Genomic DNA, 16,506 nt, shown 5'->3' on the forward strand with positions numbered 1-16,506 from the left:
CAGCGGGTCGGCCAGACGGGCCGGCGGATCGAGGTGCGCGGCCGGTTCGGCCACGGGTCCCGGCAGGCTGACCGGCACCAGCATCGGCGCACCCGCCTGCGGCTCCGGCGCCGGGCGCGTCACCTCCTGCATCGCGCCGGCCCAGGGGTCGAGCGGCGGCTCCGGCTCGGCCGGACGCGGCACCGCGGCGAAGGCGGTGCCGAACAGGATCCGCAGCGGGTTGGCGGCGGGATCGGCGACAGCGGCCGGCGTCGCCTCGGCCAGGCGGCGCGGCGTGGCCACGGCCGGCTGCGGCCGGGCGGCCTCCGCCGGGTCGACCACATGCGCGGGCTCGATCGCGATCCCGGAGAGATCGACGGCAATGACGGGCGGCGGTGTCGGGCGCGCAGAATCGATCGCGATCGCGCCACCGAGGGCGGCTGCCCCCACCAGAGCGATCGACAGAAGAAGGAGGCCCTTCGACGTCATGCCCGCCTCCCTTGTCGGCGGCGCATAGGGTGGAGGCCTTGCAGGCGCAATCCACCCGGCGTCGCCAGGAGACGGGGCAACGTTCTGCGCCGGCGATCGGGCCCCGGACGGGTCTTGCTGAGACCGGGAACACCGACCGCCTCAGTGCATTTCATTGCGGTCACAGGGGGGGCGGGTATCATGGCGCGCCCCACGAGTCCAGACGTACGGAAGGCTACATGTCCCGCAAAACCGCTGAGATCCGCCGTTTCGCTTGGTTCGGTGCGGCAAGGGTTTTCGCTTTTTTTATCGCGATTGCCAGCTTTCCGACCTGGGCGCAGGAGAAGCCCGCCGCCGAGTCGGCGCCGAAGGAGGCGATCGACATCGAGCTGAACAAGCTCGAGCCCGGCAACAACGGCTGCCGTGCCTTCATGGTCATGCACAACGGCACGGCCCGGACCTACAGCAATCTCCAGCTCGACCTCGTGGTCTTCGACCCGAAGGGCATCATCGTCGACCAGCTGGCCGTGGACATGGCACCGCTGAGCGCGGGCAAGACCATGGTCAAGGTGTTCGAGATCGCAGGTCATGATTGCGGGAATTTCGGCCGTGTGCTGCTGAACGACGTGTTGACTTGCAAGGCGGGGGACGCAGCGGTCGAACACTGCATCGATCTATTGGTTCCCACCAGCCGGGCGGCGATCGGTTTCATCAAGTAAAGAAGGCCAGATCATGGCGGTGGATCCGCAGATCGCATTCATGCTGCAGCGGATCGCCGCTGTTTCGGGCGGCACGCCGCCGATCCGGCTGCTGTGCCGGCAGGCGACGGCATGAGCCGCCCGCCCCGCCTCCCCAAGCCCGGTGCCGGACGCGTGCGCGGCCCCGGCCGGTCCTCCGGCTCCGGCGACGGCGATGAGCGCCGCCCGCCGCGCGGCCGCAGGCCCGCCAACCGGTCGGAAGCCCAGGCCGAGCGGCCGGCGCGCGCCGGCCGCCCCGGCAAGCCGGCCCGCAGCGCCCCGGCGGAGCGTGAGGACGCCGAACGGGCGCCCCGCCGCCCCGCGCGTGCTGCCGCCGGCCGCAGTGCGCGGCAGGAGGAGGCCGACGCGGCGCCGAAGCGCCGGGCGCCTCGTGCCGGCAAGCCGCCCTCCCGCGGCACCGCCGGAAAAGCCGAAGACGAGAAGGCCCGCGGCGGGAAGCGGGCCGGCCCGGATGCTGGCGGCCGGCGCCCCTCGCCCGGCAAGCCCCGTAGATCGCGGTCCAAGGTCACTTCGTCGCAGGAAGCCGCCCGCGCGGCGATGCCAGAATGGCTGTGGGACGGCGGCGAGGAGCCGGCGGAAGACGCCGCCCCGCGCCGGCGCGGCCGTCCGCGCGGCCCAGTGGAGGAGCGTACCGAGGCGCCCGCCGAGGCCCCGGCGGAGCGCGCCAAGACCACGCCGCGGCGCCCGCTGACCTCGTCGCGACGGATTGGCGATGCCGCCGAGACCACGAAGCCCAAGGCGGCGAAGCCGGGCGAGCGCTGGCGCGAGGAGCGGCGCAAGCGCCCGTCGCCGGAGCCGGGCCAGGCCCGCTACGTCGTGTTCCACAAGCCTTATGGCGTGCTGAGCCAGTTCACGCCGGAGGGGCGCTGGCGCGGCCTGAACGAGTTCGGCCTGCCGCCCGGCATCTACGCCGCCGGCCGGCTGGACGCCGACAGCGAGGGGCTGCTGCTGCTGACCGATGACGGGCCGCTGATCAAGCGCCTATTGGACCCGAAGCACGGCCATCCCCGGACCTATCTGGCCCAGGTCGAAGGCGATCCGGCGCAGGAGGCGCTGGATGCCCTGGCAGGCGGCATCGCCCTGACCGACGGCCCGACGCGTCCCTGCGGGGTGGAGCGGCTGGAGGATGAGCCCGACCTGCCGCCGCGCGACCCGCCGATCCGGGTGCGGAAGGCTATTCCGACCGCCTGGCTGCAGCTGACCCTGACCGAGGGCCGCAACCGACAGGTGCGGCGGATGACGGCGGCGGTCGGCCACCCGACGCTGCGCCTGGTCCGCATCGCCCTCGGCGCCCTTACCCTCGGCGACCTACCGCCCGGGGCGTGGATCACGGTGGAACGGGAGGAGATCCTGTCCGGGCTGCGCTGATAACGGCCGGATTACCCAGAAGTTACGTGCAATTCACGGGTGCGCTCCGCCCCCGGGGGATATCACGGTTGCAGTCGCAGCCGAGGATCCGCCGGGCGGCGGACGCAATCCATGAAGCCAAGCACGCGCCGGTTCTGGAAGGATTTCTTCGACCTCCTGATGCCATTCTGGCGGTCGAAGGAGAAATGGCCGGCGATCGGCCTGCTGGTGGTGATCGTCGCCTTAACCCTCGGCGCCGTCTTCCTCAGCGTGCAGTTCAGCTTCTGGTACAACCGCTTCTACCAGGCGCTGCAGGACTACAACCAGGCCGCGTTCTGGCGCGAGATCGCGATCTTCACCGGCCTGGCGACCGTGTCCGTCCTGCGCGGCGTCTACGCGACCTATCTCGGGCAATGGCTGCGCATCCGCTGGCGGCGCTGGATGACCGACCACCTGCTGAGTGAGTGGCTGGCCGACCGGGCCTATTACCGCCAGCAGCTGACGACAGGAGCGACCGACAACCCCGACCAGCGCATCTCCGAAGACATCCAGCAATTCGTCGACGGCACACTCACCCTCAGCCTCAGCTTTCTCGGCAATGTGGTGAACCTGGCGTCCTTCGCCGTGATCCTGTGGGGGCTGGCGGCGCCGCTGACGATCCCGCTGCCGGGCGGCGGGATCACGATCCCGCATTTCATGCTGTGGGCCGCGATCGTCTACGCCATCATCGGCACCATCCTGACCCATGTCATCGGCCGCCCGCTGATCCGGCTGAGCTTCCAGCAGCAGAAGCGGGAGGCGGATTTCCGCTTCGGCCTGGTCCGGTTCCGCGAGAACACCGAGGCGATCGCGCTCTACAGCGGCGAGCCGAGCGAGCGGCAGGGTCTGCTGCGCCTGTTCGGCGGGGTGATGGAGAACTACTACCAGCTGATGAGCCGGACGAAGAAGCTCGGCTTCTTCACCTCCGCCTACGGGCAGGCTTCCGCCGTGTTCCCCGGCATCCTCGTGGCCCCGCAATACTTCGCCAAGACCATCGAGCTGGGCGGGGTCGTCCAGGTCATCCAGGCCTTCGGCAACGTCCAGGATTCGCTGTCCTGGTTCGTCAGCGCCTATTCCACGCTGGCCGACTACAAGGCGACCGTCGACCGGCTCACCGGCTTCCGCCACAGCTTGGAGGACGCCAGGGCCCAGGCGCGCTCGGCCGAAATCGCGGTGGCGGCCGAGCCGCGCGCCGACCTCGCCGTCGGCTCGGTCCAGCTGGCCCTGCCCGACGGCCCGGCGCTGGTTGAAGGCGATGGCCTGTCGGTCCGCCCCGGCGACCGGTTGCTGCTGACCGGCCCGTCCGGCTCCGGCAAGTCGACGCTGTTCCGCGCTTTGGCCGGGATCTGGCCCTTCGGCCGGGCGCAGATCCGCATCCCGCAGGACGCCAGAGTGCTGTTCCTGCCGCAGCGGCCCTATCTGCCGCTGGGCACGCTGCACGCCGCCGTCGCCTATCCGGCCAAGCCGGAGGAGATCTCCGCCGAGTCCGCCACCGAGGCGCTGCGGGCCGTCGATCTCGGCCATCTGGTGCCGGCGCTGGAGCAGGAGGAGTACTGGGCCCGCCGCCTGTCGCCCGGCGAGCAGCAGCGCCTGGCCGTGGCCCGGGCCATCCTGGCTAAACCGGACTGGCTGTTCCTTGACGAGGCCACCAGCGCGCTGGACGAGGCGACCGAGCAGCGGATGTTCACACTGCTGCGCGACCGCCTGCCCGGCACCACCTGGCTGACCATCTCCCACGACCCCAAGGTCGCCGCCTTCCACGACCGCCGCTGGCGGATTGAGAAGGAGGGTGCGGGACCCGGCCGCCTGGTCGAGGCCCCGGTCGCCGCCGCGGCCTGAGAATCCTCTCCCCTCCCCTTTAACCGTCATCCCGGGCGCGGCGCAGCACGAAGTGATGCGCTGCAGACCCGGGATCTCTTCGAAGACGGCACGGGATGACACTCCTTAATTTAAGAATTGACTTATTTAAGTAGGTTCTTCATAAGAAAGCCCATGAACGCCTTCGCCGCCCTCGCCGACCCCACCCGGCTGCGCATCGTCGAGATGCTGGCGGTGGGGGAGCGCGGGGCCGGCGAGATCGCCGGCGAATTCGCGATGAGCGGGCCGGCCGTCTCCCAGCACCTCAAGGTGCTGCGCGAGGCCGGGCTGATCGCCGTCCGGCCCGAGGCGCAGCGGCGGATCTACACGCTCGATCAGAAGGGCTTCGACGCGATGGACGAGTGGCTGCGCCGCATCCGCCGCTTCTGGGGCGGCCGGCTGGACGAGCTGGAGCGGCAGCTGCGCGCCGCCCCGCCCCCCACCGAAACGGGAGAGACATCATGAGCGACTACGGCACCCTGATCGCCGCCGACGCGGTCCGGTTCGAGCGGCTGCTGCCGGGCCCGATCGAGCGGGTCTGGGCCTTTCTGACGGAGTCCGACAAGCGCGGCCTCTGGCTGGCCAAGGGCGCCGTCGAGCCGCGCGTCGGCGGGCAGGTGGAGCTGAGCTTCCTGCATTCCGGGCTGTCGCCGCTGCCGGACGAGATCCCGGCCAAATACAAGTCGCTGGAAAACGGCGCCAGCTCCACCGCCCGGGTGACGCGCTGGGAGCCGCCGCGGCTGCTGGCCCATAGCTGGCCCGGCCCGGCCGGCCAGGAATCGGAGGTGACCTTCGAGCTGACGCCGCGGGGCGAGGACGTGCTGCTGGTGCTGACCCATCGCCGCCTCGGGCGCGACAAGATGGCGAGCGCGGCCGGCGGCTGGCACACCCATCTCGGCATCCTGGTCGACCGGCTGCACGGAAGGGTGCCGCAGCCCTTCTTCATCACCCACACGCCGCTCGAGGCCGAATACGAGCAGCGCATCGCCTCAGCCTGACGACATCGACCGAAAGGACTGCCATGACCGCGACCTTCGCCGGCGGCCGCAACATCGCGCTGAAAGTGCCGCCGCACCAGTACGACGCCACGGTCCGCTTCTACCGCGACGTGATCGGCCTCGAGCCGCTGGACAACCACCCGCCGGCCATCGGCTTCCGCTTCGGCGCCAACCAGCTGTGGATCGACCGGGTCGACGCCCTGAGCCAGGCTGAGCTGTGGCTGGAGATCGTGGCCGAGGACGTGCCGCGGGCGGCCGAGCATTTCGCCGAGGCCAGCGTCGCCCGCCGCGACGAGATCGAGCGGCTGCCCGACGGCTTCTGGATCTCAGACCCTGCCGGGATCATCCATATCGTTACGGCGAAGAGCAGCCAGTATTGAGGGACGGCTCGCTGGCGGATCCGCCGGCGCAAGCCCCTCACACTCCCTTCGGCTCCGTCGTCAGCGGCAGCAGCCGGGCATGCGACGCCTCCAGCAGCCGCGCCATCGCCGCGGCCGCCGCATCCGGCTCGCGACCGAGGATCGCGGTGCGCACCGCGTCGTGCAGCGCCACGTCCTCGCTCGGCGTGGTGGCGTGGCGCTGCTGCATCTCCGACGACACCCGCAGCGCCGACTTCACCGCGGCGCCGATGGTGACGAACAGGCCGTTGTGCGAGGCGGTGATGATCGCCAGGTGGAACTCCAGCGCCGCCTCGGACGACACCTTGACCGGCTGCTTCTCCTCATAGGCGCGGGCCAGCTGGCGGAAATGGCGCTCGATCGCGGCGTGGTCCTCGGCGGTGCCGTCGCGCGCCGCGAGATATGACGCCCGCGGCTCAAAGCACATCCGCATCTCGAAGATGTCCTCGACGATCTTGGCGTCGAACTGCGCCTGCAGCCGCCAGGCCAGCACGTCGCGGTCCAGCAGGTTCCATTCGCCGAAGGGCAGCACGCGCGTGCCGGTCTTCGGCGACACTTCGATCAGCCGCTTGCCGGCCAGGCTCTTGATCGCCTCACGCAGCGTGGTCCGGCTGACGCCGTAGGTCTGGCACAGCTCGCTCTCGATCGGCAGCGAATCGTGAGGCCGGAACTCGCCGGACACGATGCGCATGCCCAGGCTGTTCGACACCTGGGCGCTCATCGTCCCGACCAGGACCATCTCCCGTTCCAGCATCACACCGTCTCCACCCCGTTCCCCTTTTCATCGATAGGCCGGGGAAGGCCCGGTTGACAAAGACCGCCGATCCCCCCGATGATCGAATCATATGATAATACCATTGGGGAGGAAATGGGTGGCCGACATCGAGATCCGGGATGTCAGCAAGCGCTTCGGGCCGGTCACGGTGTTCGACGGCCTGTCGCTGTCGGTCGAGTCGGGCGAGTTCATGGTCTTCCTGGGACCGTCCGGCTGTGGCAAGTCCACCCTGCTGCGCATGATCGCGGGGCTGGAGAGCGTTGATGGCGGCGAGATCCGCATCGCCGGCACCCGGGTCGACACCCTGCCGCCGGGCGCCCGCCGGGTGGCGATGGTGTTCCAGCACTACGCCCTGTATCCCCATATGACGATCTTCGAGAACATGGCGTTCGGGCTGCGCAACATCGGCCTGAAGCAGCCGGAGATCGACCAACGCGTCCAGGGCGCCGCCCGCACGCTGGAGATCGAGGAGCTGCTGCAGCGCAAGCCGGGCCAGCTGTCCGGCGGTCAGCGCCAGCGCGTCGCCATCGGCCGCGCCATCGTCAAGGAGCCGCGGGCCTTCCTGTTCGACGAGCCGCTGTCGAACCTGGATGCGGCGCTGCGCGTCCGCACCCGGGTCGAGCTGGCGCGGCTGCACCGCCGGCTGCGCGCCACCATGATCTTCGTCACCCATGACCAGGTCGAAGCGATGACGCTGGCCGACCGCATCGTGGTGATGAATGAGGGCCGGATCGAGCAGGTCGGCACGCCGATGGAGATCTACACCCGGCCGGCCACGAAGTTCGTCGCCCGCTTCGTCGGCGTGCCGGCGATGACGTTCCTGGACGCCGTGGTCGTCGGCGAGGCCGGCGGTGCCGTGCTGCGCCTGCCGGACGGGACCGAGCTGCGCACCCCGGTGCCGGCCGACGGGCTGCCGGCGCACCAGCCGATCACGCTGGGCCTGCGGGCGGAGGCGGTGCGGATCGACGGCCAGGGCGGGATGCAAGGCACGGTCGAGGTGGTGGAGCGGCTGGGCGACCGCACCCATCTGCATGTCCGGCTGCAGGACGGGTCGACCCTGATCGCCGAGGATGCAGGCTTGAGCGGTGTCGCGGTCGAGGACCGGGTGGCGCTGCGCATCGACCCCGCCGCCGTCCACCTGTTCGGCGCCGACGGCGTCGGCCGCCACGCCGCAGTGTGAGGAGGGGATGGTGACCGCCACCGCCGCCGGCCGCACCGTCGAACGGACGCGCCGCCTGGGCGGCGCCCGGATCGGGCCGGACTGGCGCAATGTCGGCTTCGTCCTGCCCTTCCTGATCGTCTACCTGCTGCTGCTGGTCTGGCCGCTGTTCGACGGCATCTGGATCAGCCTGCAGAAGTTCGACATGTTCGACGGCACCGGCGCCTATGCCGGCTTGGCCAACTACAAGCGGCTGTTCGCCGACAAGATCTTCCTCGGCGCGGTCTGGAACACGGCGCTGTTCGTGCTGATGACCGTGCCGGCCTTCGTCGTCGTCGGCCTGGTCCTGGCCCTGGCGCTGAACCGGCCGACCCGCATGGCCGCGGCGCTGCGCGCCACCTTCTTCGCCACATCGGTGCTGTCGGTCACCATCGTCACCATCGTCTGGAAGATGATGTACCTGCCGGACCGCGGCCTGCTGACCAATGTCCTGGGCGTCTTCGGCCAGGCGCCGATCCCGATCCTGAGCGACCCGTCCCTGGCCCTGCCCGGCATCGCCGTGGCCACGCTATGGTGGGGCATCGGCCTGCCGATGATGCTGTTCCTGGCCGCCCTGCAGCAGATCCCGCGCGAGCTGTACGAGGCCGCGGCCCTGGACAGCGCCGGCCGCTGGCGGTCGTTCCGGCACATCACCCTGCCGTCGATCCGGCGGACCGTGGTGCTCGTGGCCGTGGTCGAGATCGTCTACCAGTTCCAGCTGTTCGGGCAGTCCTACCTCTTGACCCGCGGCGGTCCGAACAACGCCTCGCGCCCGATCGTGCAGTTCATCTACGAGCAGGGCTTCCGCAACTGGGATTTGGGCTATGCCGCCGCGGCGTCCGAGGTTCTGTTCGGGCTGATGCTGATCGCCGCCATGGCGCAATACCTGCTGACCCGCCGGAGGGCCGAGGGATGACCGCCATCACCGCAGCCCAGCCGCGGCAGGGCATGGTCGGCCGCAGTCTCGGCGACCGGCTGATCCTGTGGGCCGTCATCCTGCTGGCCGTGATCTGGGTGGTGCCGGTGGCCTGGATCACCGGCCTGTCGTTCAAGCCCAACAGCGAGCTGATGACCGACACCGGCACGCTGTTCCGGGCGCCTTATACGCTGAAGAACTACACCGACATCCTCGCCAATTCCGGCGTGTTCCGCTGGGTGCTGAACAGCGTGATCGTGTCGCTGGGCCAGACCGTGGGCGTGCTGATCCTGGCGTCCCTCGCCGGCTACGGCTTCGCCCGCGCCCAGTTCCCGGGCCGCGGCCTGGTCTTCGCGCTGGTGCTGATCGGCCTGGCGGTGCCGGAGCAGGCGGTGATCATCGCCCGCTTCCAGATGTTCAACGACCTGAAGATCCATAACTCCTATCTCGGCCTGATCCTGCCGCATCTGTCGGCGCCCTTCGGCGTGTTCCTGATGACGCAGTATTTCAAGGCGATCCCGCGGGAGCTGGACGAGGCGGCGCTGCTGGACAACGCCTCGCGTTTCAAGACCTTCTGGCGCGTGCTGCTGCCGCTGACCGTGCCGGCCCAGGCGACGCTGGGGATCTTCACCTTCCTCAGCTCCTGGAACGACTATCTGTGGCCGCTGATCTCCGCCACCAAGCCGGAGATGTTCACCCTGACCGTCGGCCTGGCCTCGACCCAGACCAACTTCGCCCAGTCCGAGGGCCTGGGCTACCTGATGGCGCAGTCGGTCTTCGCCGGGCTGCCCGTGCTGATCGTCTACCTGTTCTTCCAGAAATACATCGTCACGGCCGTCGCCGGCGCCGCCGTCCGCTGAGACGCGCGGCAGAACGGCCGGAACCAAGGAGGGAGAGCCATGAGAAGCCGTTTTGCCTTGGCCCTGACCGGGCTGGTCCTGGCCGGGGCCCCCGCCTGGGCCCAGGACAAGACCGAGATCTCGCTGTCGCGCTTCTTCGGCGCCTGCGAGGCCGACTATGCCGATGTCACCGACGTCTCGAAGGCGCATGGCGAGTGCGGCATCATCACGGCGCTGATCAACAAGTTCAACGCCGAGAGCCCGGACGTCCACGTCAAGGTCGACATCGTCGAATGGCCCGGCTACGACCAGCTGACCGCCCGGCTGCGCTCCGACGACCCGCCGACCATCTCGGTGATGCATGAATCGGTGATCAGCGACTACGCCTCGCGCGATCTGCTCGAGCCACTGGACGAGGACTTCAAGGCCGCCGGCATCGACACCGCCGACTTCACCGAGGCGGCGAAGACCGGGGTGACCAAGGACGGCAAGATCTACGCCCTGCCCTTCGACACCCACACCTGGCTCTGGCACATCAACCTGAACCTGTTCAAGCAGGCCGGGCTGGTGGCCGCCGACGGCAAGCCGGTGCTGCCGAAATCGCCGGAGGAGCTGCTGGCGCAGGCCAAGCAGTTCAAGGAGAAGACCGGTAAGCCCTATTTCGTGCAGGCCACGGTAAACGAGCAGGCGAACTACGCCCGCACCCTCTACACCCTGCTGTACCAGCAGAATTCCGACTTCCTGGCCGACCCGACGCAGATCAAGCTGCAGACGCCGGAGGCGCGCAACGCGGTCGAGTTGTTCCGCACCATCTACCAGAACGGCGACACCACCAAGGACCAGGACTACGCGGCGTCGACGGCCGGCTTCGCCCAGGGCGATGGCGGCGTCTACATCATGGGCACCTGGCTGATCGACAGCTACAACGAGGAGGCGGCCAAGCCCGGCGGCGCGCTGAGCAATGGCTACACCGTCGTGCCCTTCCCGCAGCTCTACGGCAACGCCAAGGTCTGGGCCGACGGCCACAGCTGGGTGGTGCCCAAGGCGGGCCTAGACGACGCCAAGCGCAAGGCCGCGGTGAAGGTCCTGAAGTTCCTGTGGGACAACGACTTCGAATGGGCCCGGACCGGCCATCTCCCGGTGCGTCAGTCGGTTGCGAACAGCCAGACCTTCCTCGACCTGCCGCACCGCAAGGACATCGTCAGCCTGACCAAGGACGGCACCGCGCTGCCCCAGGCGGTGAAGCGCCAGTTCGGGCTGCAGGAGATCCTGACCGAGGAGTTCAACGCCGCGGCGCAGAACCAGAAGACCGTCGACCAGGCCCTGGCCGACGCCGAGAGCCGCGTCAACGAGCTGCTGGCCAACGCCCGCTGATCCTTCCCGGCCGCGCCGCCCGGCGCGGCCGCTTCTTCCACCATCCCACCGAGACCATCGACCCATGATCTCCGCAAGGCTGACCGTCGACCGCGACTTCGTCCTCTCCGACCTCGACCGCCGCGTTTTCGGCGCCTTCGTCGAGCATATGGGCCGCTGCGTCTATGGCGGCATCTTCGAGCCCGGCCACCCGACCGCCGATGCCCGCGGCTTTCGCGGCGACGTGCTGGAGCTCACCCGGGAACTGGGGCCGACCATCATCCGCTATCCCGGCGGCAACTTCCTCTCCGGCTACAACTGGGAGGATGGGGTCGGGCCGGTGGAGCAGCGGCCGGTGCGCCGCGACCTGGCTTGGTTCTCGACCGAGACCAACCGATTCGGCACCAACGAGTTCATGGACTGGGCCCGCGCCGCCGGGATCGAGCCGATGCTGGGCGTCAATCTCGGCACCCGCGGGCCGGACGAGGCGCGCCGCTTCCTGGAATACTGCAACCATGCCGGCGGCTCGGCCCTGTCCGACCTGCGTCGGTCGCACGGCTATGACGCGCCGCACGACGTCAAGTTCTGGTGCCTGGGCAACGAGATGGACGGCCCCTGGCAGATCGGCGCCAAGACCGCCGAGGAATACGGCCGCGCGGCGCTGGAGACGGCCAAGGTGATGCGCTGGGTCGACCCGACCATCCAGCTGGCCGCCTGCGGCTCGTCCCACCGCAACATGGCGACCTACGGCGCCTGGGAATACGAGGTGCTGGACCACTGCTACGACCAGGTCGACTTCATCTCGCTGCACACATACTTCAACAACAACGCCGATTCGGCGCCGGAGTATTTCGGCGTGATCGAGCTGATGGACGCCTTCATCAAGGAGGTGGCGGCGATCTGCGACGCGGTCGGGGCCAAGCGCCGGTCGCGCAAGAAGATCATGCTGTCCTTCGACGAGTGGAACGTCTGGTACAAGACCCACAAGATCGAGCATATGCGCAAGCCGGGCTGGCCCGAGGCGCCGCAGCTGATCGAGGAGGTCTACAACGCCGAGGACGCGCTGATCGTCGGCGGCGCCCTGATCGCGCTGATGAACAACGCCGACCGGGTGAAGACCGCCTGCATCGCCCAGCTGGTCAACGTCATCGGCCCGATCATGACCGAGACCGGCGGCGCTGCCTGGCGCCAGACCATCTTCCACCCCTTCGCCCTGGCCGCCCGGCACGGCCATGGCCGGGTGCTGCAGGCCAAGGCGGAATCGCCGGGCTATGCCGCCCAGTCCTGGCCGGAGATCCCCTATCTCTACGCCACCGTGGTCGACAACCCGGCCGACGGCACCACCACGGTCTTCGCCCTGAACCGCAGCCTGTCCGACCCGATGGACCTGGACGTCGTGCTGCGCGGCCTGGGCGCCGACCGCCGGCTGGTGGCGGCGACCGAGATCCACCACGCCAACCTGAAGGCGGTGAACACCAAGGAGGCGCCGAACACCGTGGCCCCGGCGGCGAACCCGGACGTCACGGTCGATGGCGAGCGGCTGCGGGCGAAGCTGAAGCCGGCCAGCTGGAACGTGATCGTGACCCAGGCCTCACCGCGGGCTTGATCCGGCAGCACGGCCCCTCCCATCCCATGCCGTCACTGCGAGGAGGCGAAGCCGACGAAGCAATCCATCGTCCCGCAAGGGCGGCTGAATGGATGCTTCGCTGCGCTCGCAATGACGGTTGTTGAGGCGTCCCGGAGGATCTCGTAAACGGGAGGAGTCACGCGTCAGTGCAGGCCCATAGTCCAATTGTGACGACTCTGCTTGACGCCGCCGGCCGGGCCCCTTATACGAACGCCCTCGTCCCGGCAGCAATGCCGGGCCATTGTTTTTGACCGTGTTTCGAGGATAGACCCATGGCGCGACGCTGCCAGGTGACCGGCAAGGGCGTGATGAGTGGCAACAATGTCAGCCACGCCAAGAACAGGACCCGCCGGCGTTTCCTGCCGAACCTGCAGACCACCTCGCTGGTCTCGGAGGTTCTCGGCGTGTCGGTGCGCCTGCGCCTGACCACCAACGGCATCCGCACGATCGAGCATCGCGGCGGCCTCGACGGCTACCTCGCCAGCGCCCCGGACTCGGCCCTCGACGCCGAGCTGCGCGGCCTGAAGCACCGCATCATCAAGGCCCAGGCTGCCGCCCAGGCCGCCTGACGATCCGCGCAGCGGCCGCCCGCCGGCCGCGCCCAGGACTGGAGAAAGCCCGCCCACACGGTCGCGGGCTTTTTTCGTTGCCCGCCATCGGCGTTGCCAGCTGGCTGACGTTCCCTTAACGTTCCCTCTCGGATTTGATGGGGGATGCGATGGGGATCACGCTCTATTCCGGGCCGCTGAGCCTGTTCTCGCGCAAGGTCGAGATCGCGCTGGCCGAGAAGGGGCTGGCGCATGAGCGGATCATGGTGCCCTTCACCCAGACCGAGGGCTACCGGCCGAAGCACCCGGCGGTGCTGGCCGCCAACCCCAAGGGCCAAGTGCCGGTGCTGGTCGATGGCGACCTCACCCTGTTCGATTCGACCGTGATCCTCGACTATCTCGAGGACGCCTATCCGTCCCCGCCGCTGTTTCCACGCGATGCCGCCGGCCGCGCCCGCTGCCGCCTGGCGGAGCTGGAGGCCGACGAGATCGTGATGCCGGATATCCGGCCGCTGATGCATCGCAGCGAGCCGCCCGACCCGGCCCGGCGCGAGGCGCAGGAGGCTGGCGCCCGCCAGGCCGAGGAGGCGCTGCGCGGCCATTGGCGCCGGCTGGACGCGCGTCTGGCCGGCCGCGACTTCCTGTTCGAGGCGCTGACCATCGCCGACATCGCTTTGTTCATGACCGTGCTGTTCGCGCTGCGGCTGCACGGCCCGCGACTGGACGGGTTTCCGGCCCTGGCGGGCTGGTACGAGCGCCTCTCCGCCCGTCCGGCCTTCGCCAAGGTCCTCGACGAGGTCGCCGCCGCGGACAGGGAGCTGTCGCCGGCTCTGTTCGGGTGACGCTTTATCCTCAAACCTATCGTCATCCCGTGTGCGCTGCGGCGCGAAGTGCCGCTGCGCAGACACGGGATCTCTAGCCAATTCCGACGAGATCCCCGCTTTCGCGGGGATGACGATCAGGAGGAGGAAGAAAGACCTATCGCCCCCTCCACACCGGCTTGCGCTTCTCGGCGAAGGCGCGGGCGCCTTCGAGCTGATCGTCGCTGTCATAGAGCCTCGCCACGGTCTGGAAGCCGCGGCGCATCACCCGGGCCAGCGCCGCCTGCACCGGCATCGCCTCGCTCTCCCGCGCCACCTCCTTGATCGCGGCGAAGACCAGCGGCGGGCCGTCGGCCAAGTGCCGGGCCACAGCGCGGGCGCGGTCCATCAACTCCGCCGCCGGCACCACCTGGTTGACCAGGCCCCAGCGCGCAGCCTCCTCCACCTCCATCCAGCGGCCGGTGTAGAGCAGATCCATCGCCACATGGTACGGGATGCGGCGCGGCAGCTTGATCGTCGCTGCGTCGGCCAGGGTGCCGGCGTTGATCTCGGGCAGCGCGAAGCGGACATGCTCCGCCGCCAGGATCAGGTCGCAGGACAGCGCCAGCTCGAACCCGCCGCCGACCGCCATGCCGTTGACCGCGGCGATCACCGGCTTGTTCAGCCCCGGCAGCTCCTGCAGCCCGGCGAAGCCGCCGATGCCGTAGTCCTCGTCCGGCCGGATGCCGTCCGCCGCCACGGCCTTGAGGTCCCAGCCGGCGGAGAAGAAGCGGTCGCCGCCGCCGGTGACGATGGCGACGCGCAGGGCCGGGTCGTCGCGGAAGGCGGCGAAGACCTCGCCCATGCGGCGGCTGGTGGCGGCGTCGATCGCATTCGCCTTCGGCCGGTCCAGCACCACCTCGAGCACGGCGCCGTCGCGGCTGACGCGCACGGGATCATCGGTCATCGGGGTCCTCCACCAGTCGCAGCAGGACATCCGCGGCCACGGCACCGCTGGAGGTCACGATCAAGGGATTGACGTCGAGCTCGGCCAGCCGGCCGGCCTGGGCCAGGGCGAAATCCTGGACCGCCAGCACGGCGTCGACCGCGGCATCGAGATCGCCCGGCGGCCGGCCGCGATGGCCGTCGAGCAGCCTGGCCACCTTCAGCGAGCGGATCGCCGCCGCCACCTGCGCCCGCCCGGCCGGCAGCAGCAGGATCCGCCGGTCGCCGACCAGCTCGACCAGCGTGCCGCCGGAGCCGAGCACGAGATGCAGCCCGAGCAGCGGGTCGCGGCCGATGCCGACGATCAGCTCTGCCACCGCGCCGCAGACCATGCGCTCGACCAGCAGCGCCTCGCCCAGGCCTTCCAGAGCCGCGGCGGCGGCGCCCACCGCGGCGGGATCGGCCAGGTTCAGGCGGACGGCGCCGAGCTCGGTCTTGTGCGCCAGGTCGGCGCCGGTGGCCTTGAGCACGACCGGGAAGCCGATCGCCTCGGCGGCCGCCACCGCCTCCTCCGCCGATCGCGCCAACCGCCCCTCCGGCACCGGCACGCCCTGCGCGGAGAGGTGGCGCTTGCCCTGCCACTCCGACAGAGTGCGGACCGGGCCCGGCGCCAGCGGCACCGGCTCCGCCGGCAGCGGCACGTCGGCCTCACCGCGAATGTCGCCCGCCTCCGCCACCACGGCGATCGCGGCCAGGGCGTCGTCGATGCCGAGCAGCGGCGCGACGCCGGCCGCGACCAGGCGCCGGGCCTGCTCCTCCGGCAGGCCCTCGGGCATGGAGGCGACCAGCGCCGCCTTGCGGCCTGTGCGCTGCGACGCCGACACCAGCGCCTCCAGCGACGGCACCCAGTCGGCATCGCTGCAGCGGTCGCCGCGCGGCAGATCCAGCACCAGCAGCGTCAGGTCGAAATCCGCCGCCATCATCGCCGCGAAGGTTTCGGTCATGACCGGGGCATTGGCCCAGATGAAGGTGTGGTAGTCGAAGGGGTTCGACACCGTCACCAGCTCCGACACCGTCGCCGCCACCCGCGCCGCCTGGGCCGGGTCCAGCGGCCGGAAGCGCAGCCCGGTGCCGAGTGCGGCGTCGGCGATCAGTGCCGCCTCCCCGCCCGAACAGCTCATCGACGCGATGTCGCGGCCGGGCAGCGGCCCCACGACATGCAGCAGCTTCAGCGCCTCCAGCAGCACGGTCAGCGAGGCAATTCGGACCACGCCGATGCGGCGCAGGAAGGCGTCGGTCACCGCATCAGCCCCGGCCAGGGAGGCGGTGTGGCTGAGGGTCAGTTGCGCCCCTTCCGCCGACCGGCCGGTCTTCACCGCCAGGATCGGCACGCCCTGCCGCCGCGCCCGCGCCGCCGCCCGGGCCAAAGCGGCGGGCTCGGCCAACCCTTCGATGTGCAGGCCGATGGCGGTGACGCGCGGATCGTCGAGGAAGGCCTCGACCATCTCGGCCAGCCCGGCCACCGCTTGGTTGCCGAGCGTCGCGACATAGGCGATCGGCAGGCCGCGGCGCTGCATGGTCAGGTTGATGGCGATGTTGCTGGACTGGGTGACCAGCGCCACGCCGCGCTCCACCCGCTGGCCGCCATGCTGGTCGGGGTC

General features: G+C 69.9%; 16 protein-coding genes and 1 pseudogene. 13 read left to right on the top strand and 4 right to left on the bottom strand.

Features of this window, described 5'->3' with window-relative positions; genetic code table 11:
- A pseudogene (locus ABDW35_RS15495) lies at positions 1-468 on the bottom strand (hypothetical protein); the annotation flags it as partial.
- 218 nt (positions 469-686) lie between these two features.
- Between ABDW35_RS15495 and ABDW35_RS15500 the strand changes: the two are divergent.
- From ABDW35_RS15500 to ABDW35_RS15525, 6 genes are all read left to right on the top strand, one after another.
- Positions 687-1,166, top strand: coding sequence for a Tat pathway signal sequence domain protein (locus tag ABDW35_RS15500; protein WP_343714779.1), 480 nt, complete (start codon positions 687-689; stop codon positions 1,164-1,166).
- A 111-nt stretch (positions 1,167-1,277) separates the two neighbouring features.
- Entirely contained in the window at positions 1,278-2,573 is a 1,296-nt protein-coding gene (locus ABDW35_RS15505; protein WP_343714780.1) for a pseudouridine synthase, read from the top strand.
- A gap of 111 nt (positions 2,574-2,684) precedes the next feature.
- Entirely contained in the window at positions 2,685-4,430 is a 1,746-nt protein-coding gene (locus tag ABDW35_RS15510) for an ABC transporter ATP-binding protein/permease (RefSeq protein WP_343714781.1), read from the top strand.
- A gap of 153 nt (positions 4,431-4,583) precedes the next feature.
- Complete coding sequence (locus tag ABDW35_RS15515; protein WP_343714782.1) at positions 4,584-4,913, top strand: metalloregulator ArsR/SmtB family transcription factor; 330 nt, start codon at positions 4,584-4,586, stop codon at positions 4,911-4,913.
- Complete coding sequence (locus ABDW35_RS15520; protein WP_343714783.1) at positions 4,910-5,446, top strand: SRPBCC family protein; 537 nt, start codon at positions 4,910-4,912, stop codon at positions 5,444-5,446. Before ABDW35_RS15515 ends, ABDW35_RS15520 begins: the two co-directional genes overlap by 4 nt.
- Before the next feature lie 23 nt (positions 5,447-5,469).
- Positions 5,470-5,826, top strand: a complete 357-nt coding sequence (locus tag ABDW35_RS15525) for a hypothetical protein (protein ID WP_343714784.1) — start codon at positions 5,470-5,472, stop codon at positions 5,824-5,826.
- Between the two features lie 37 nt (positions 5,827-5,863).
- On the opposite strand, the gene ABDW35_RS15530 is transcribed toward ABDW35_RS15525, so the two are convergent.
- A complete protein-coding gene (locus tag ABDW35_RS15530; protein ID WP_343714785.1) occupies positions 5,864-6,598 on the bottom strand; it encodes a FadR/GntR family transcriptional regulator in 735 nt (244 codons plus the stop codon).
- A 118-nt stretch (positions 6,599-6,716) separates the two neighbouring features.
- Here ABDW35_RS15530 and ugpC point away from each other — a divergent pair, with 118 nt between their 5' ends.
- From ugpC to ABDW35_RS15565, 7 genes are all read left to right on the top strand, one after another.
- Positions 6,717-7,799, top strand: coding sequence for a sn-glycerol-3-phosphate ABC transporter ATP-binding protein UgpC (ugpC, locus tag ABDW35_RS15535; RefSeq protein ID WP_343714786.1), 1,083 nt, complete (start codon positions 6,717-6,719; stop codon positions 7,797-7,799).
- 10 nt (positions 7,800-7,809) lie between these two features.
- Positions 7,810-8,733, top strand: coding sequence for a sugar ABC transporter permease (locus ABDW35_RS15540; RefSeq protein ID WP_343714787.1), 924 nt, complete (start codon positions 7,810-7,812; stop codon positions 8,731-8,733).
- A complete protein-coding gene (locus tag ABDW35_RS15545; RefSeq protein WP_343714788.1) occupies positions 8,730-9,593 on the top strand; it encodes a carbohydrate ABC transporter permease in 864 nt (287 codons plus the stop codon). The genes ABDW35_RS15540 and ABDW35_RS15545 overlap by 4 nt, the downstream gene beginning before the upstream one ends.
- A gap of 39 nt (positions 9,594-9,632) precedes the next feature.
- The gene (locus ABDW35_RS15550) at positions 9,633-10,946 is read left to right on the top strand and encodes an extracellular solute-binding protein (protein ID WP_343714789.1); all 1,314 of its coding nucleotides are present in this window, start codon (positions 9,633-9,635) and stop codon (positions 10,944-10,946) included.
- A gap of 64 nt (positions 10,947-11,010) precedes the next feature.
- The gene (locus tag ABDW35_RS15555) at positions 11,011-12,531 is read left to right on the top strand and encodes an alpha-N-arabinofuranosidase (protein ID WP_343714790.1); all 1,521 of its coding nucleotides are present in this window, start codon (positions 11,011-11,013) and stop codon (positions 12,529-12,531) included.
- A 293-nt stretch (positions 12,532-12,824) separates the two neighbouring features.
- Entirely contained in the window at positions 12,825-13,121 is a 297-nt protein-coding gene (gene rpmB, locus ABDW35_RS15560; RefSeq protein ID WP_034836850.1) for a 50S ribosomal protein L28, read from the top strand.
- A gap of 149 nt (positions 13,122-13,270) precedes the next feature.
- Positions 13,271-13,942: a glutathione S-transferase family protein gene (locus ABDW35_RS15565; protein ID WP_343714791.1), complete on the top strand. Its 672-nt coding sequence runs from the start codon at positions 13,271-13,273 to the stop codon at positions 13,940-13,942.
- Between the two features lie 136 nt (positions 13,943-14,078).
- On the opposite strand, the gene ABDW35_RS15570 is transcribed toward ABDW35_RS15565, so the two are convergent.
- The gene (locus tag ABDW35_RS15570) at positions 14,079-14,867 is read right to left on the bottom strand and encodes a carnitinyl-CoA dehydratase (RefSeq protein ID WP_343714792.1); all 789 of its coding nucleotides are present in this window, start codon (positions 14,865-14,867) and stop codon (positions 14,079-14,081) included.
- Positions 14,857-16,506: acetate--CoA ligase family protein (locus ABDW35_RS15575; protein ID WP_343714793.1), on the bottom strand; the 1,650-nt coding region annotated here is incomplete at its 5' end. The genes ABDW35_RS15575 and ABDW35_RS15570, both read right to left, overlap by 11 nt.

The organism is Inquilinus sp. (assembly GCF_039594555.1).
Lineage (GTDB): Bacteria > Pseudomonadota > Alphaproteobacteria > DSM-16000 > Inquilinaceae > Inquilinus.

Coding starts and splice junctions, on each gene's coding strand:
- ABDW35_RS15570 (WP_343714792.1), bottom strand. CDS start 14,867: ATGACCGATGATCCCGTGCGCGTCAGCCGCGACGGCGCCGTGCTCGAG.
- ABDW35_RS15505 (WP_343714780.1), top strand. CDS start 1,278: ATGAGCCGCCCGCCCCGCCTCCCCAAGCCCGGTGCCGGACGCGTGCGC.
- ABDW35_RS15550 (WP_343714789.1), top strand. CDS start 9,633: ATGAGAAGCCGTTTTGCCTTGGCCCTGACCGGGCTGGTCCTGGCCGGG.
- rpmB (WP_034836850.1), top strand. CDS start 12,825: ATGGCGCGACGCTGCCAGGTGACCGGCAAGGGCGTGATGAGTGGCAAC.
- ABDW35_RS15565 (WP_343714791.1), top strand. CDS start 13,271: ATGGGGATCACGCTCTATTCCGGGCCGCTGAGCCTGTTCTCGCGCAAG.
- ABDW35_RS15500 (WP_343714779.1), top strand. CDS start 687: ATGTCCCGCAAAACCGCTGAGATCCGCCGTTTCGCTTGGTTCGGTGCG.
- ABDW35_RS15515 (WP_343714782.1), top strand. CDS start 4,584: ATGAACGCCTTCGCCGCCCTCGCCGACCCCACCCGGCTGCGCATCGTC.
- ABDW35_RS15545 (WP_343714788.1), top strand. CDS start 8,730: ATGACCGCCATCACCGCAGCCCAGCCGCGGCAGGGCATGGTCGGCCGC.
- ABDW35_RS15555 (WP_343714790.1), top strand. CDS start 11,011: ATGATCTCCGCAAGGCTGACCGTCGACCGCGACTTCGTCCTCTCCGAC.
- ABDW35_RS15510 (WP_343714781.1), top strand. CDS start 2,685: ATGAAGCCAAGCACGCGCCGGTTCTGGAAGGATTTCTTCGACCTCCTG.
- ABDW35_RS15530 (WP_343714785.1), bottom strand. CDS start 6,598: ATGCTGGAACGGGAGATGGTCCTGGTCGGGACGATGAGCGCCCAGGTG.
- ABDW35_RS15520 (WP_343714783.1), top strand. CDS start 4,910: ATGAGCGACTACGGCACCCTGATCGCCGCCGACGCGGTCCGGTTCGAG.
- ABDW35_RS15525 (WP_343714784.1), top strand. CDS start 5,470: ATGACCGCGACCTTCGCCGGCGGCCGCAACATCGCGCTGAAAGTGCCG.